Annotated in this window: 12 protein-coding genes; 5 read left to right on the top strand and 7 right to left on the bottom strand. The window is 54.6% G+C overall.

The genetic code is table 11. The features are described 5' to 3' along the window. Positions 1-82: 82 nt before the first annotated feature. The 7 genes from ACWKX3_RS17600 to tssF are packed head-to-tail and all read right to left on the bottom strand — an operon-like array spanning position 83 to position 8,716. Positions 83-571: a DcrB-related protein gene (locus ACWKX3_RS17600; protein WP_137903625.1), complete on the bottom strand. Its 489-nt coding sequence runs from the start codon at positions 569-571 to the stop codon at positions 83-85. Beyond that, positions 564-2,384, bottom strand: coding sequence for an OmpA family protein (locus ACWKX3_RS17605; RefSeq protein ID WP_006178512.1), 1,821 nt, complete (start codon positions 2,382-2,384; stop codon positions 564-566). Before ACWKX3_RS17605 ends, ACWKX3_RS17600 begins: the two co-directional genes overlap by 8 nt. Beyond that, positions 2,378-3,724, bottom strand: a complete 1,347-nt coding sequence (locus ACWKX3_RS17610) for a GlcNAc-transferase family protein (RefSeq protein WP_006178511.1) — start codon at positions 3,722-3,724, stop codon at positions 2,378-2,380. Before ACWKX3_RS17610 ends, ACWKX3_RS17605 begins: the two co-directional genes overlap by 7 nt. 25 nt (positions 3,725-3,749) lie before the next feature. After that, positions 3,750-4,736 (bottom strand): fimbrial protein, encoded by a 987-nt coding sequence (locus ACWKX3_RS17615; RefSeq protein WP_006178510.1) that lies wholly within the window; start codon positions 4,734-4,736, stop codon positions 3,750-3,752. A 3-nt stretch (positions 4,737-4,739) separates the two neighbouring features. Then, positions 4,740-5,810 carry a type VI secretion system protein TssA gene (locus ACWKX3_RS17620; protein WP_454542149.1) on the bottom strand — a complete coding sequence of 357 codons (1,071 nt, stop codon included), beginning with the start codon at positions 5,808-5,810 and terminating at the stop codon, positions 4,740-4,742. Positions 5,811-5,846: 36 nt separating this feature from the next. Beyond that, entirely contained in the window at positions 5,847-6,839 is a 993-nt protein-coding gene (tssG, locus tag ACWKX3_RS17625) for a type VI secretion system baseplate subunit TssG (RefSeq protein ID WP_006178508.1), read from the bottom strand. Beyond that, positions 6,836-8,716, bottom strand: a complete 1,881-nt coding sequence (gene tssF / locus ACWKX3_RS17630; RefSeq protein WP_006178507.1) for a type VI secretion system baseplate subunit TssF — start codon at positions 8,714-8,716, stop codon at positions 6,836-6,838. Before tssF ends, tssG begins: the two co-directional genes overlap by 4 nt. Before the next feature lie 303 nt (positions 8,717-9,019). Here tssF and tssH point away from each other — a divergent pair, with 303 nt between their 5' ends. From tssH to ACWKX3_RS17655, 5 genes are all read left to right on the top strand, one after another. Then, positions 9,020-11,710, top strand: coding sequence for a type VI secretion system ATPase TssH (gene tssH / locus ACWKX3_RS17635; protein WP_167519827.1), 2,691 nt, complete (start codon positions 9,020-9,022; stop codon positions 11,708-11,710). Between the two features lie 85 nt (positions 11,711-11,795). Then, positions 11,796-12,335 carry a fimbrial protein gene (locus ACWKX3_RS17640; protein ID WP_006178504.1) on the top strand — a complete coding sequence of 180 codons (540 nt, stop codon included), beginning with the start codon at positions 11,796-11,798 and terminating at the stop codon, positions 12,333-12,335. Positions 12,336-12,425: 90 nt separating this feature from the next. Next, the gene (locus ACWKX3_RS17645; RefSeq protein WP_058610783.1) at positions 12,426-13,184 is read left to right on the top strand and encodes a fimbrial biogenesis chaperone; all 759 of its coding nucleotides are present in this window, start codon (positions 12,426-12,428) and stop codon (positions 13,182-13,184) included. A gap of 35 nt (positions 13,185-13,219) precedes the next feature. Further along, on the top strand, positions 13,220-15,817 hold the full coding sequence (locus ACWKX3_RS17650; RefSeq protein WP_058610784.1) for a fimbria/pilus outer membrane usher protein: 2,598 nt from the start codon (positions 13,220-13,222) through the stop codon (positions 15,815-15,817). Further along, complete coding sequence (locus ACWKX3_RS17655; RefSeq protein WP_088208546.1) at positions 15,808-16,356, top strand: fimbrial protein; 549 nt, start codon at positions 15,808-15,810, stop codon at positions 16,354-16,356. The genes ACWKX3_RS17650 and ACWKX3_RS17655 overlap by 10 nt, the downstream gene beginning before the upstream one ends. Positions 16,357-16,438 lie beyond the last annotated feature (82 nt).

Raw genomic sequence — 16,438 nt, forward strand, 5'->3', positions numbered from 1 at the left:
ATGATCCCTGCACATGTGTTCCATACTGTTGCGGTGCAAAGCTCCCCTCTGCGCCCCGGGCGGAGGCAGAGGGGCGTGCGGGTTACTCCACGTTCATTGCGGTTTCCGCTGGAATAAAGCTGTTGATAATACGGACGTAATGCTTACGCTGTGCTTCGGTAAAGTCGTTATAAGCAGCCAGCGTAAAGACCAGCAGTTTGCGCGACTCGGGATTGTGTTTCGGATGATGGGGCAGCGTCACAATAGACGAGACCTGCCGGACCCAGGCACCATCCTCCAGGAATTTATTGGCCGTTTGCAGCACCTGCAGTTTGGCTGGGCCAATTTCATGGCGCAGGTTTTTGCCTTCCACCTCAAATCCAGGCACATAAAGCTTCATTTTTTCCCACTGCTTCTCACAGAAATCGTCCACCGTTTGATCTTTTTCCAGCGTGGTGCGATTTATCAGTATGTTGTACGGGTTATTGTCCTCATCCATATACCGCAGAATATTAATGGACTGATCTTCCTGCGGCGTGAGCGTCATGAAAGTGCCTTCATTAATAGGATAAGTCATGGGTGTTTTATTCATGTAAGTCCTTTTCATCCTTAATGGTTTGTCGGGATAAGGGAATAATCTCAACACGGCGGTTTTGCGCCCGTCCGTCTTTGGTGTCGTTATTGGCGACCGGTCGGGTGTCGCCAGCGCCTTCGGTAATGAACTGTTCGGCAGGCAGTCCTGTATGCGCGACCAGCCACTCTTTAATGACCTGCGCACGTTCTGCGGAGAGCGCAAGGTTGGTCGCGGCAGAGCCGGTACTGTCGGAATGGCCAACAATCAGGAACATTTTTTCTGGCGAGCGGCGAATTGCCGGCACGACAGCAAGCAGGGTTTTTTCGCTATCGGGCATGAGAGTGCTACTGCCGTTTGCAAACAGCGGCACGGTATCTGCCAGGGAGAAGAGCGAGGCATCGTTGTCTGCGGCAAGGTTTTCCGGGAACGGAGAAAATTGCCTTATCTGCTCGCGTATTTCGCCGATGTTATGCCGGGCATAGTAGTAAATGCCGCCAGCCAGACAGGCGAACAGTAACAGCAGCACGATAATGACGGGCAGCAAAGCGCGACGGCGCCGCGCGGGCGCAACGAGAGGCGCAGGCGCAGGCCAGACGGTCTTGGGTTCCGGTAGCGGCGGCAAAGGCAACGGCGGTAAGGGCGGCATGGCGATGGTGGCGGAAAGTGCAGGCAGGATGCCGTATCGTTCCTCCAGCCATTGCGACCAGGCGCCGTGACGGGTAAATCCCTGACCATAATCAGCCAGCATAACGCCAGCCAGATCGAGCGGGGTATTTTTAAACAAGGTCTGCATAACGTTCATCAGCCGGCTTTCCGCAAGCCAGGCGATAAAGGTTCTGCCGAGCGTATAACGCTGTATGGCGTAAAGATCCTGGCCGTCATCGCGGGCGTTAAGCTTCTCCACCAGGTCGTGGAAACACGACTCCAGGGTCAACTCACCGTGCGGCGGTGGCGTCAGTGAGCTGGTCCAGATCGCCCGGTCAGGGTCGTGCGAATGGCGTTGCTGACTCAGACGGGTATAAAACGCCGGGATACAGGGCAACCGACTGTTAAGCCGTATCGAGGTAAAGACGTACTGCCAGGACATCAGCTGCTCTGTCAGCAGGGCGCTGTTTTCCACGCCATCGACGAGCACGGGAAACAGCGCCACTGTCGCCATGGGCGGGTGCGTCTCTTGCGCATGCGCGAGCCGACTGGCGAGCGTGGTTGAATGTTCAGCGACCATCCAGACGATGTGTCCGTTGTCGCTGGTCGACAGATTGGCATGGTGAAACCATTTTCGGGCGAAGGGGCCGGTAATCAGCACCATCAGCCGGGGAGAAGCCGCTGGCGTATCTGCGTAGCCTGTTTCCGGCTCTGGGGCCGCTTCCGCGCGCATCAGCCAGGTGCGGGGCGCGCAGGTGGCGCGCAGCGATGTCAACGCGTCGGTTTGCCCTTCGACCTGTTCCACCAGGGTAAGCAGCTTTCGGGCATAGCGGAACATCAGGTTGCTGTCGGAACGAAGCAGAGCGGCCAGCAGCGACGTCATATCGTCATCGGCCTGGCTTTGAGTGTAGCCATAGAAGTAATGCATCAACGAGTAACGCTCCCAGGCGAGCGCGTTATCTTTCTGATTTATCATCAGTCGTTTGTCGAAATAGCCGCATAACAACTGGCACAGCGCCTCGCTCTCTTCGGCAGCCTGGTTCTCTTCCTGCAACGCTTTATTGAACTGCTCAATGAGTGAAATCAGCCTGAGCTGAAAATCCGCCGCTGAAGGAATGATGCCGTCGAAGGATATCAGGGTATCAATGCCGATCAGGCGGCAGAAAAAATGTTCACTTTTCACCATGTTTTCTCCGTAACGGTGCCCCAGCCAGAGGTTATTGACCACGGACATATCCGCACGACAGAAGGCTGCGCGGCGTTGGCGGTTTTAAATTCGAGCGAGAGTGTGAGGTTGTCATCCGGGGAGGCAGTATGCAGCGCCTGCAGTTCCCGGGCGTCGAGCGTGCGTTTATAGAGCAGCATGTTTTGCGGGTTATAAACGCCAAGGTGCAGGGTTTCCGCCTCTTTGTCGTCAGCGCGCCAGACGGCGGGCTCCAGCGTGAGGTTTTTTTTGTACCAGACGTACTGGCGGGCAAGCCATTGCGCGTGATCATCGGGCGGTGTCGGGAAAAAGTTGATCTTCTCCGCGCTCATGACTTCCGGCAGCACGGTGCCCCTTTGCAGGCAGATCCCGGTCTGATATTCAAACGCGCGCAGAGAACGTGCCGATCCCGTGGTGTAAGGTGCCAGGCTTGCGGCGTCTTCTGACTCCAGCCCCAGCACAGTCCGGACGCGTTTTTTCGAGACGTTGTCTCTTTCCCACCAGGCTTTATCCACCGCGCCCTGCGCTTTGGCCTCGTTTGAGTGATCGCCCCAGACTTTGTTGTGCTCTTTACGCTGATAGTAATGCCAGAGCAGCGGCTTATGCGGATGATAAATATCATAACCGTGGGTGAAGGCGCGCACCGCCATAGCGATCTCTTCGCCAGCGAAAAATATCTGCGGATCGTTAGGCACGGTGCTGACGAAATCACCACGGGTGAAGATAAATCCCCCTGCGAGATAGCTCCCCCGCACCGGTTCGGTTGCCGTAAAAGGGGTGGAGCTAAGCATAGGAATACCCTGCGGATTAAACTCGCGAAATATCAGGCGGCTGACATAGCGCTTTTTGCTGGCCTCTTCATCTTCGCCGGGGCTATAGGGCGGCGGATAGGAGGAGAGAATGGGGCGCGCGCTTTTCTGCTCTACCTGGCGCAGCATGGCGATCATTTCGTCATCCCAGCCGGGAATAAAGCGGCAGTGGGAATCGATTTGCAGGAAATAGGCTTCCTGTTCAAACAGCGTTTCCGCCATGCTACGCGCCCAGCAGGCACCCTGGCTGGCAAAATAATGCACGCTGATAATATCAATCCTGGCCTGACGGTAACGGAAGGCAAATACCTCCTGACCCGCAACGATGCGGCGGCCTTCCGGGGTCATGCCCTGTTGTTCAAACAGCGACAGGTTTTCGTCGTCCTGCCAGCAAACAGAGAGATGCAGATTCTCCGGGTGAGCGGCATGGCGCAGCATATCCTGTAGCGTTGGAATGAGTTCCGGGTCGCGATAGCTGGCGATGCTGATAAAAATTGTCGCTGGGGTGTCCATTTTTCCCAATCCATTTAAAAGCTGATTACTGAATATCAAAAATGACTTCCGCCTGGGCGTTAAAGGTCCCGCCTGCGGGGGCGGTTTTACTGCTGGCGAACAGCGTGGCGTTCCAGGCGAATTCGGCGGGGCCCTGGCTGGTAATACTGGTTTTTTGTTCTGACGTACTGCCGTCCAGCTTCATCGCCTTGCCTGCGCCATCGGTGATTTTTATGCCCAGCCGATCCAGGTTGCCGCCCGCGTCCTTAACGCGGATGTACGAGCCGTCCGAGGAGGGGGTGTCGGTCATCATTGAGGCGATAGCGGAATAGGTGCCGTAGTCGCTTTTGCAGGTAATGTTGAAATCCAGCTTGCGGGTCACGCCGGCGCTGAGCAAAGACGGGGTCACTTCGTTGAAATCAATCGTTTTTGCGCTGTCGACATCGCAGGTCGGGGTACTGATAACTTTGATATCGCCAATCGCGAGCTTCATGACATACGAAGCCGGATTGGCCGTCATCAGATAGTTATAAGCAATATCTCCGGCGGGCAGAACGGTATCGCCGTTCGGATCGCTCAGGCGCAAATTGTTCGCGGTTTTAAAAAACTGGATGCGGTAAAACGAGGCGGCTACGTAATCAAACGTGCCGACCTGCGCGCCCCCGGGAAAGGTCAACTGACTGGTTGACGGGAAGTTGCCGAATGCGCTGCCGTTACTCCACAGTAGCTTAATGCCAATGCCCGGTATATTGGTCGGATAGATGCGGGTTGATGAGTCCTGTCCCGTCAGGTTGAGCACCCGCTTCCCGTACTCGGTACCGACATTGCAGTTGTCATAGCCAATATCCTGGCCTGCCAGATTGCTGTCGAACTGGGCGATAGGGGTAGAGGTGTCCGCAGGCGCATTCGCGTTAATCCGAATGACTTGCGAAGGAATGGAAACCGCAGTCGGTGCGCCGCGCGCCAGCGTACAAACGGCGGAAGCGGCGGGCGTCAAAGCAAGAGCACAAAGCGTAATGGCGATCCTTAACATCGTTTATTCCTTCTCGTGATTCAGCATGGCGACTATCTCAGGGGGATACATTTTTAAGAGGTCGGCAAAGCTTTTGCCGATGCTCTCTTCTGCGTACTTCAACACCTGAACAAGCGGGCTACTGGGTTCGGTCATCGCAAACCAGCTGCGGACTTCCTGTAAGCGGTGCAGCGCATCGGCGCGGCTGTCGATACCCCGGCGCGCCTCCGCGACGGCAGGCGGCGCGGCGGGGGGAATATCTGCTATCGCGGGCGCCACGCCGACGGGACGCTCCGCGATCTCCTGCACCTGCGGCGTTTCATCCTCCACGATGGGGGACGAAACAACCGGGGCAGGTGTTACCCCGCTGAAATCGTTAGCGAAAAAGACCAGCAGATTACCGAGTACGGCAAATTCAGGCGCATCGTGGCCGAGCGTGTCGGCAAGCATGCTTTTTATCTCCATCAGGAAACCGTACGCCTGGGTAAGCGGGAAGAGGCTGTCACGGGCGTTAAGCTGCCATTCATGAATAATGGCGGCCATGGCCGTATCCGACAGCGCACCCTCTTCCCGGGGAACCTGATGCGCTTTTTCAAACTCTTTGATGGTGATTTGCAGGCCGGAGGCTTTCGGCAGCGGCTGATTACGCAGGTCGGCGAGCAGGCCGTTGGCATCCTCCAGCTCGGCGAAGGCGTTAGCGCGCAGCATCGGCGCGAACTCCCCTTCATCAAGTAGCTGCGGATGCAGGTCGTCCGGCCAGGCGCACAGTAAGGCGTGCAGCGCTTCCAGCCCTTCCGCCAGGGCGGCGAGGCCGACTTTACGTAGCCGACAGCGCATCAGAATAATAATCAGCCGGACATCTTTGCTTTTTTGCAGCAAGGTCTGACATTCGCGCTCGGTTTCGGCCCAGTTAATCGGCTCCGCCGCTTCAAAAAAGTTGCCGTATTCCACGTCCAGCTTGGGCTGGAGCCGGGACTGCAACAGGATGAACGCGGGATCGTAATCGAGCGTCTCGCCGCAGGCGTCGCTGCCCGCGATGGGTGACATCAGGGGATGGTAATAATCGGAACAGGTCAGATGGTATGTTTGATTCATCGCATGTATCTTTTTGGCTGTGGGTAGAAGCGTTAACTAGCGGTGATACATTTCCGGTTCGAAGCTCATGCCGAAAACCGGGTCATCACAAGAATGACGTTCCAGCCAGCAGGCGTAACCCAGCTGGTGGGAGCCATCAAGCCGGGCCTGCGGCACCTGATCGGCAGCCAGTACCAGTTGCACATCCCAGGCATATTCAAAACCGATGAAACTGCGCACCAGTTCACGCAGCACCGACATATCGCTGCCCCACGGGCTGAACAGCATGTACTGGTCAAGGGTCAGCGGCCCCATGAGCAGCTTGAATTTATGTTGTCTGTCGAGCACGGTGTTGCCGAGGATCGCCCCGTCACCCAGCAGCCCGGCACAGTGGCTGTCGCCGAGCGCGGTTTGATCGTTGCGCTCCAGGTATATCCATTGCAGCTCAAACTCTTCCATGCGCACCGGCACGCCAAAGTAGTAGTGCATCGCCCCCAGCAGGCCGTCCGGGTTACGGGCTTCACGAATGAGGTGGGCGGAAGAGGCCAGCCGGGTGTGGACAGGCAGCGGGTCGGGAGGAAGTTCCGCCGGGTCGAGGCCGATCAGGCTGCCGACGTAAAACGAAAAACGCTCGTCGTCCTGCCGGTCCAGCGAGGCGGTGTCCTGCGATAAAAACCACGCGCGATAAAACAGGCTAAGCGCGCGGTGGTGAAAAATATCGACAAAATCAATCAGCGTGTGGTCGTGCTGCTCGTAACGGGAGTAAGCCAGTTCGGAAAGGTGCAGCGGCATCGCGCCCTGCGCGCCCCAGATCCCCAGGCCAAAAAGCTGCAGTTTGATTTTGTCATCCTGCTGGCTGATGGCGGCGATTTCACGCGGCGCAAAGGCCATGGTGGCCACTTGTCCCAGCCGAAAACGCTCCTGCGAGGGCAGCAGGGCTTTGCCAGGCGCCGGCAGCTCAGGCGTGCGGGCGGCAATCGCGCGCATCGTGCTGATAAAACCCGCTTCCCAGGGCTTGTCGTCATCAAACCAGGCGTCGACGGATTTCATAATGCGCCTCGTCTGCCGGGACGCGCCTTCCAGCGTGCGATCAAGCCGCGCTGCATGGAGTGCAGCTCGGTTTCGGTAAAGATATTGATCGCCGCGTGCCGCGCCAGGTAGTTTTCCATCACCAGGCCAAAGAGGTACGGACTGATGCCGGAGAAACCCTCTTCATCGACGGTTAAACTGCAGCGTACGCCGCGCCCGTAAACCAGTAGGCCCTCTTCTGACAGGCGACGCACCACCGGCTCGGTTTTACACCCGACCAGGCTGTTAATCTGGGTCAGGGTTTCCGTATCGGCAGAGTTGGTAAACAGGCGCAGCATGTTACGCAGCGACTCGCCGCCCCGGGCGTGTTCCATCTCGGAGAGAGGCAGATAGTTAAAGCTAAGCTGACGGATAAGCCGCCATGCCGCCTCGCCGACGGCGAATGGCGAACGCGGGGCGCTGGGCGAGCTGACGAAACGGGCGCCGTGAATCGGAACGGAGTCCGACATGGTTAGCTCAAGGTTGCCGGTACTGGTCAGCAAGCGGGGCAGATCGCGGTTGGTCACCATGGCATCAACCAGCAGATAGCGAATATGTTCGCTGTAGGGCGCTTCCTGTTGATCGACCAGGGAAATAAAAATCTCCGTGCCGCTGTAAGGCGTGCGGGTGTCATATTTGCGATGGCTCGCCTCTTTCACCCTGACTTCCCGTCTGATTGAGAAATACCGGCCAAAATTCCCGGTGTCGCTGTGTCGGGTCTGGTACAGCGGATTAAAGGTGAGCTCCTCGCTGGTTTCCGCCTGCAAGCCAAAGACTTTATCGACGGAAAAGACTTCGTAGTCCATAGGACGGCTGCGGTCCGGCACAATGTGGAAATTATTCAGCGCACGGTTAACTTCAATGCGGTCTACGCGTTTGGGAAAGAGGTTAATGACCGCGGTGCAGTGCAGTAAAAAGCGCGAAGCGTCCAGATGTGGCACCAGATCCTGCGGTAAGGTGTTTAGCAGAATAATGATTTCTACTTCGTTGGTATTATTCCCTTCCAGCGCAGCGGCCAGTTTGGCGATCGAGAAAAAATAAAATCGCTCGCGGCAGGCAATATATTCCTGGATCAGTGTGTGCCCGTGGAACATATTCCATTGTAAGGGCAACAGGCTCTGGTCGGGCGCCAGGCCTTCAAATTTTAACGCGTCGTTGACAATGACGTGATGCTGCGTTTTTTCGCCGTCTCCGCTACGGACTACCACCGCCACATGTCTGCCGTGGAGCAATTCAAAGGTATGGGATACAACGCGTTCATCGCCCTGAATATAAATGGGCAACTCATCCAGTCCGTTCAAATCCGAAAAGACTAAATCACCCTGTAAACGCAGTTTAATGCGTAGTGCGCCTTTCAACTGCTGGTGGTTAAGACGATGGATTTCCAGGTTAGGAATATCCGGCGGTACGGAGGTTAACCGCACTTCTGCAATATCCAGTGGCCACAGCGTGACGTCCTGGTTATTTCTGAACTCGCATCGGGTCATTTCACCAGGCAGTAACCGGCTGTAAAACGTGCTTTTTTTGGGGATGACGTAGCCGTGCGTTAAATCGCCTTCTTTTAGATTCGGCTGTAGCTGAACGACCCCCATCGACGGCGTTGGCGAATTGTAGTTTGGATAGATGATATCCAGTAATCGTTGGGTGAATTTAGGAAATTCAGCATCGAGTTTTATCTGCGTTCGGGCAGATAAAAAGCAGAATGCCTCAATCAGACGCTCTACGTAAGGATCGGCAGTTTCTATCCCCTGCATCCCCAGTCGTCCGGCGATTTTCGGGTGCCGCTCAGCAAATTCACGCGCCATTTCTCTGACAAACGTCAGTTCCTGGTTATAGTAATCTAGAAAGTTGTGTTCCACATTGCATCCCGTCAATTTCGCGACTTTCTTTTATATCGCCCGGATTCTAGAATTAAATGCGTACTTGATGATCACACTTTTTATCGTCTTCAGCGAAATTAGGAATCGCCTTTGAGCTATTTTCTTAAATCCCACTCGCTATTCTGATTAAGGGTTTTTCTTATTACCAACTGTGTTTAGTATTAATCCGAAGTAGCCAGTTGTTGCCTCTGTGAATACTCCAGTGCAGGCAGGTAAAAAACTGTTCCACTACAGGAGTAGTGGCCGAAAACGACGTCAAATTAAAATGGGATGAGTTTTGTTGTGGCGATTACGAGAAAAAACCTATTCGGAAAACTAAATGTAAGCCTGTTTAAAAGCGTGGAGAGTGCCACTACGCTGTGTAAATTACGCGGTAATCCTTACGTTGAATTGATCCACTGGTTAAATCAGATTTATCAGCAGCAGGATAGCGATATACGTCATATTGTACGGCATTTTGAACTTGATGCTGAAATGCTCGAACGTGATTTTGCTCAGGCATTAACGCGCCTGCCGGCGGGTGCCAGCTCTATTTCCGATTTTTCATATCATATTGAACTGGCCATCGAGCGGGCCTGGATATTTGCCAGCCTGGAGTGTCAAAACACCAGTATTCGTAGCGGCCATTTGCTGATGGCGCTGTTGACCACCATGGAATTACGCCGCGCGCTTTTCGGGATTTCATCCGTATTTGAAAAAATTCCGCTGGAGCAGTTGAGCAAAGATCTTGGCTACATTATTCGCGACTCTGCGGAAGAGAGCGAAGCGGGTGGGGCAATGGTTTCCGCCGAAGCGGGCGTACCGGGTGAAGCCAGCAACGCCATGGGCAGCACGCAGAGCGGCGGACTGGCGCAATATTCGACCGATCTGACCGCGCTGGCGCGTGAAGGCAAAATTGATCCGGTGCTGGGGCGGGATAAAGAGATCAACACCATGATCGATATTCTGCTGCGTCGTCGACAGAATAACCCGCTGCTCACCGGGGAAGCAGGGGTAGGGAAAACGGCCGTCGTGGAAGGACTGGCGCTGGCATTAGCCGCCGGAGAAGTCCCGCCCGCGCTGCAAAAGGTTCGCCTGCTGACGCTGGATGTGACCGCGCTTTCCGCCGGAGCCAGCATGAAGGGCGAATTTGAGGCGCGTTTAAAAGCGGTGCTGGAAGACGCCGCCAAATCAGTTGATCCGGTGATTCTGTTCATTGATGAGGTGCATACGCTGGTTGGCGCGGGCGGCAATGCCGGCACCGGAGACGCCGCTAACCTGATGAAGCCGATGCTGGCCCGCGGGCAGCTGCGCACCATCGGCGCGACGACCTGGAGCGAGTTTAAGCGCCACATCGAAAAAGATCCGGCGCTGACGCGACGCTTCCAGGTGCTACAGGTAGACGAACCCTCTGAAGATCTGGCTATCGCCATGCTGCGCGGCCTGCTGCCGGTGCTGGAAAAACACCACGGCGTCTGGGTAATGGATGAGGCGATCCGCGCCGCCGTGCGTTTATCTCATCGTTATATTCCGGCCCGACAGTTGCCCGATAAAGCGATCAGCCTGCTGGATACGGCCTGCGCCAGGGTTGCCGTGGCGCAGCACGCGCCGCCAACCGAGCTACAGCTGTTGAAGTTCCGCCAGCAGTCGGCGAAGGCTGAACTGTCCATGCTCGAAAAAGCGATTGGCTTTGGCAAAGAGGACGATACACGTCTTCAGCCGATCCAGCGCACCATTGACGACCATGCTGAAGAAGCGTCGGTGCTGGAGCGGCGCTGGACGCAGGAGTGCGAACTGGTGGCGGCCATTATTGATACCCGCCAGCAACTGCTTGCCGCCACGGTGGAAGATCCGCAGATGCCGGAAGCGGAAAAAATCAGTTACCTGCAGTCTCGTTTGAATGAGCTGGAAGAGACGCTGAGCAAGATCCGCGGCGAAAAGGCGCTGGTGCAGACGGAAGTGAACGCCAGCATCGTGGCGGCGATCGTGGCGGACTGGACCGGCATCCCGGTAGGCCAGGTATTGAAAGACGATGTCAGCGCCGTCATGGAGCTGCCGCAGCGTCTGGCGGAAAAAGTCATTGGTCAAACGTATGCGTTAACCTGCCTGAGCCAGAGTATTCAGACCGCGCGCGCCGGGCTTGCCGATCCGCAAAAACCTTTTGGCGTGTTCATGCTGGTTGGCCCTTCCGGGGTCGGGAAAACGGAAACCGCGCTGGCGATTGCCGACCAGCTGTATGGCGGCAAGCAGAATCTGATCACCATTAATATGAGTGAATATCAGGAAGCGCATACGGTTTCATCGCTGAAAGGATCGCCGCCGGGTTATGTGGGGTATGGCGAAGGTGGCGTATTAACCGAAGCGGTACGTCGTAAGCCTTATAGCGTTATTTTGCTGGATGAAGTGGAAAAAGCGCACTCCGATGTGCATGAGCTGTTTTTCCAGGTATTTGATAAAGGGTCGATGGAAGACGGTGAAGGGCGGCAGATTGATTTTCGCAATACCGTTATTTTGCTGACCAGTAACGCTGGCAGCGACATTATTAGCAGCGCCTGCGCTGACCCGCAAACCATGCCTGATGAAGAAGGTTTGTTGAAATTATTGCAGCCCGCATTGCTGAAGGTCTTCCCGGCAGCGTTTTTAGGCCGCGTGACCGTTATACCTTATTTACCGCTGGCGACGGATTCACTCCAGCATATTGTCAGAATTCATTTGAACCGTATCGCTGAGCGAGCGAAAGCGCAGCATGACATGGCGCTTACCTTTAGCGACGAACTGGTTCAGCACGTTGTTGAACAGTGTCCGGTTGCTGAAACCGGTGCCAGGATGCTGATCCGCTTTATTGAGAAAAATATTTTACCAAAGATTGGCAGTGCACTTTTAAACCAGGTCGACAAATCGGCAAAAAATAAAACAATAGCCATGCAGTGTATTTTATCTGAAGAAAAGGAAATTGATGTTGTGATGCAAGTGGAGGAAAAGCTAAACATTTAATCTACAGGAAGTATGTAAAAAACCCAAAAGCGATCTTTGGGTCGCGAAGTTTTAATTTGAATAACGCTAATATAGGGAATTTGTTATGTCTACTTTCAAAATGACATTATGCGCGCTGGCAATGGCGACAGTATCTACTTCTGCGCTGGCTGCCACGCAGGGTACCGTAACGTTTAACGGTGAACTTATTACCAGCACCTGCGAAATTGCCGCGGACTCTGTTGACCGTCAGGTACAACTGCCGACGGTAGCGATTCAGACCCTGGCCAAGTCAGGCGACACTGCTGGTTCTAAAGGCTTTGACCTGAATGTTGAAAATTGCCCTACCGGTATTACTCAGGTAGCCGCGCACTTTGAAGCGGTCGGCAGCTCTGGCGTTGACAGCGCAACCGGTAACCTGACTAACCAGTTCACGGCAGATGCAAACAACCCTGCGGCCGGGAACGTACAGGTACGTCTGTATAACTCCGACGAGAATCAGCTGAAACTGGGTGAAACCGGCGCGCCTGCTACCGTGACTAACGGTTCAGCAACCATGCGTTACTACGGTGGTTACTACGCAACGGGCGCGACCTCTGTTGGTAAGGTTTACGCGCAGGCGGCTTATACCATCGCGTATCCGTAAGTTTTTTCCGTCAGGATTAAATCCGGGGCGAGCAATCGCCCCTGTTACGCCATTTTATCAGATAGACCGTATTACCTGCGGGGCAGTACTATGAAATTTCAACGTGCAATATTATTAAATGCTTTTCTCTTTTTTTCTCTGGCAGCTCAGGTTGCCGTTGCCGGGATGACCATATCCGGTACGCGGGTGATTTTTCCCGGTTCTGAAAAAGAGCAGACGGTAAGAACGAATAATAAAAATAATACACCGACACTGGTTCAGGTCTGGGTTGATGATGGTAATAAAAATACTGACATTAATAATATTAAGGTGCCATTTACCGCCACACCGCCCGTTTATCGCGTAGAGCCAGGCAAAGGGCAGAGTGTACGTCTTATTTATAATGGTATGCCATTGCCGCAGGATCGGGAGTCGGTGTTCTGGTTTAATATGCTGGAAATTCCGCCGATGAATGAAAAGGCGAAAGACACCGATCGTCTGGAGCTGGCATTCAGAACCCGTATTAAAATATTTTATCGCCCGACCGCGTTAAAAAGTAGCAGTGCCAATGAATTTGAAAAACTGCGCTGGGAAATCATCAGCCCGACCCGGGGTATTAAAGTGAGCAATCCAACGCCTTACTATTTTTCATTTGATTCGGCAATCGCCTATTCAGGGAACACTCAATATCCCCTGGCGACGGATATGATCCCGCCGTTTGGCAGTAAAGAATTTGTCCTGGCAAATAAAAATAAAGCGCCGGCAACGATCGGCAGCGTTGAAGTCCGCCTGATTAACGATTACGGCGGCGTCGTTAAATATCAGTTGGCTCATTCAACAGGTAACACCCTGTCAATAAAGAAACAATAAAACGCTGAGAGCCGCGTAGCGGGGGAGACAAGGACGTGAAGCCGAAAGAGATAAAAAAACATGCACGCCGCGCAATCCGTGAGTCGAAAATCGCGGCGGCGATACGCCATATCCTTATTGCTTCTTTAGGAGCCAGCGTTTCCGTGTTGGCGCATGCCAGCACCGGGGATCTGGCAACCAGCGGTAAAAACGACGTGGTGAAGTTTAACAGCTCGTTTATTCACGGCCTTAGCGTTGATGTCTCTCGTTTTTACGAGGGTAACCCGGCGCCAGCGGGGGAGTATGCGGTACAGGTCGCGGTCAATGGTCAGAGCCGGGGGCAGCGTAAGGTGCTGTTTAAAACCGTTAAAGGCAATGTTAGCGCTCAGCCCTGTTTCACCTATGACGAACTGACCCATCTGGGCATTAAGGTGACGGCGAAACCCGAGGCCTCAGACAGCGAGCAATGCGCCACGGTGGATGAGTGGGTGGAAGGCGCGCACGCGAATTATTTGTCCGGCGATTTTTACCTCGACCTGGTCGTTCCGCAGGCATACATGGTGCAGTTCCCGCGGGGTTATACCGATCCTGCCTCGTGGGATCCCGGCGTGCTGGCGGGGGTGCTGGACTATAACGCCAACGCCTATGCGCAGCAGAACGTCAATCAGTCCGGCGGGGAAAACGATCGATCCGCCAGCGGCAACCTGGGATTGATGATGGGGCTGAACGTCTATGACTGGCGATTTCGTAAGCGGCTGAACACCAACTGGAGCGATACGGGCTCAACGCATACTCACTCCATCATGACGTATCTGCAGCGCGACGTTCCGGTGCTCAGAAGCCAGCTGACGCTGGGCGATAGCGTGACCAGCGGCGATCTGTTCGACAGCATGACGGTGAGAGGGATCCAGCTTCAGTCTGACGACCGTATGCTGCCGGAAGGCTTACGTTATTACACCCCGATGGTACGCGGCATCGCGGAAACCAACGCCAAAGTACAGGTGACGCAGCGGGGCCAGACGCTATACGAGACAACCGTACCGCCGGGTCCGTTTGAACTGAGCGACATTGGCGCAATGGGATATGGCGGTGACTTGCAGGTGACGGTGACGGAGGCAGATGGCCGTCAGCGGACGCAGGTGGTGCCCTTTTCCGCGCCGCCGATGTTGCTGCACGCTGGCGTCGACCGCTTTGGCGTGACGGTAGGTAAGTTGCAGGACGATGCGCTTGCCGAAGAACCCGGCGTTGCCCAGGGCTTTTACCAGTATGGCATTGGCAATATGTATACCCTGTACGGCGGCGGCCAGCTGGCCGATCACTACGCCGCGGTAGGGCTGGGAAACGCGTTTAATACCCCTCTTGGGGGCATATCGCTGGATGCGACCCGCGCGCGCAGCGAACTCGGCGGCGGCAAGGTCTCCTCCGGCAACAGTTTTAATATTGGTTTTAGTAAGTTCCTGGATGCCACGTCAACAGACGTCACGCTGGCGGCTTACCGATACTCATCAACGGGGTTTTACAGCCTCCGCGATGCGGCGCTTGAGCGCTATGGCTCCAGAAGTAATGACTATCTGGTGGATTATCGCACCCGGCAGCGCTTTACCCTGAGTATCGGTCAGCCGTTATGGAACGGCAGCAGGATAAATTTTTCCGGTAATTTTTATAACTACTGGGACGATCGTCCGTCGACCAGCCAGTACATGGTTTCGTATAACAAATCCGAGCGTTATTTCTCGTGGTCGGTGTCGGCTTCCCGGTCGTATAACAGCGACGGACACAACGTGAATAACGTGATGCTGTCCGTCAGCGTGCCGCTGGGACGCAGCGTCACAGAAAAACCGCTGTTCAGCACGGTCTACTCTACCGCCATGCATGACAATAACGGTGGCAGCGGTTTCCAGATGAACGCCATCGGCAGTCAGGGCGTGCAAAACGACCTGAGCTACGGGGTGGGTACCTCAATGAATAAAGCCCGGGATACGTCCACGCAGGCGGCGTTCAATGGCAACGTGAATTACAACTCGCCGGTAGGGCAGTTGGGCGCGACCGCGTCGGTGGGGAATAAGACGCGTCAGCTCTCGCTGTCGGCAAACGGCAGCGTGGTGGCGCACAGCGGCGGCGTTACGCTGGGGCCGCGACTGGGCGATGCGCCGTTTGCGTTGATTGACGCCCCGGGGGCAGAAGGGGCAAGGATGCTGAACGGCTACGGTTCTCGCATCGACTCCCGCGGCTTTGCGATTGTGCCGTCGCTCACCCCCTATCGTGAAAACACCATTGCGGTGAATACCGTGGGTCTGCCTGATAACGTGGATGTGCTGGAAAGCGAAAGTACGGTGATTCCGCGTATGGGCGCTGCGGTGAAAGTGAATATTAAAACCCAGGTGGGGGCGCCTGCGATATTAATTGTCCGGGATCGGAACGGACAGCCTTTACCTATCGGCGCGGATATTTTTGACCAGCTGGATAACAGTCTGGGCATTATTGGACAGGGCGGTATGGCGTTTATTCGCGGCTGGCAGGCCGAGAACAGCAATTTATATGTGAAAAACGCGTCTGGCGATCGCCTGTGTACGATTTATTCCAATAGCGATATCGCTAACAAAATAAATAAATCGGCCGGTTCGATTACCCAGGTGGAGGTGGTATGTCATTAATAAAAAACGCGCTCTTTCTGGCTCTGTTGGGCACTCCGGCAGCCTGCGTTTATGCAGTGAATTACTCAATGGATGTTTATTTTACGGGCACCTATACCGACGAAACCTGTGTCGTAGAGATTAATAATGGCAGCAATAATGAAGTCGTTACATTGCCTAAAATCTCGGTGATGTCGCTGCAGTCCAACGGCAGTGAAGCGGGCAGCGTACCGTTTAATATCACCTTAAAAGAGTGCCCGGCCAGCAGGACCGTAACGGTGTTTTTCAACAGCAGCGCCTCCGGCGCGGATACCGCGACGGGAAACCTGGTTAACGGTACCGGAACTGATATGAGCAAAAATGTTCAGATCAGATTACGTAAAGAAGACAGTTCGCAGGTCATTATTGATGATGCGACATCCGGGCAGGATTACGTTATTTCTGCCACGGCGGACCCATTAAGTCATCGATTTTTAGCGAGCTATTATGCGAAGGGTGACTCAGCGGCTACTGCCGGCAAAGTGCAGACGGTAGCAGGAGTCGAGCTTGTTTATAAATAACAGGGAGTGGAATCAGCGAATTATCTGAACGTTAACTATCAGACCAGTCATGATTTATACATAAACGGTGATTAAAGAGTAT

This window comes from Enterobacter sp. UPMP2052 (assembly GCF_053709675.1).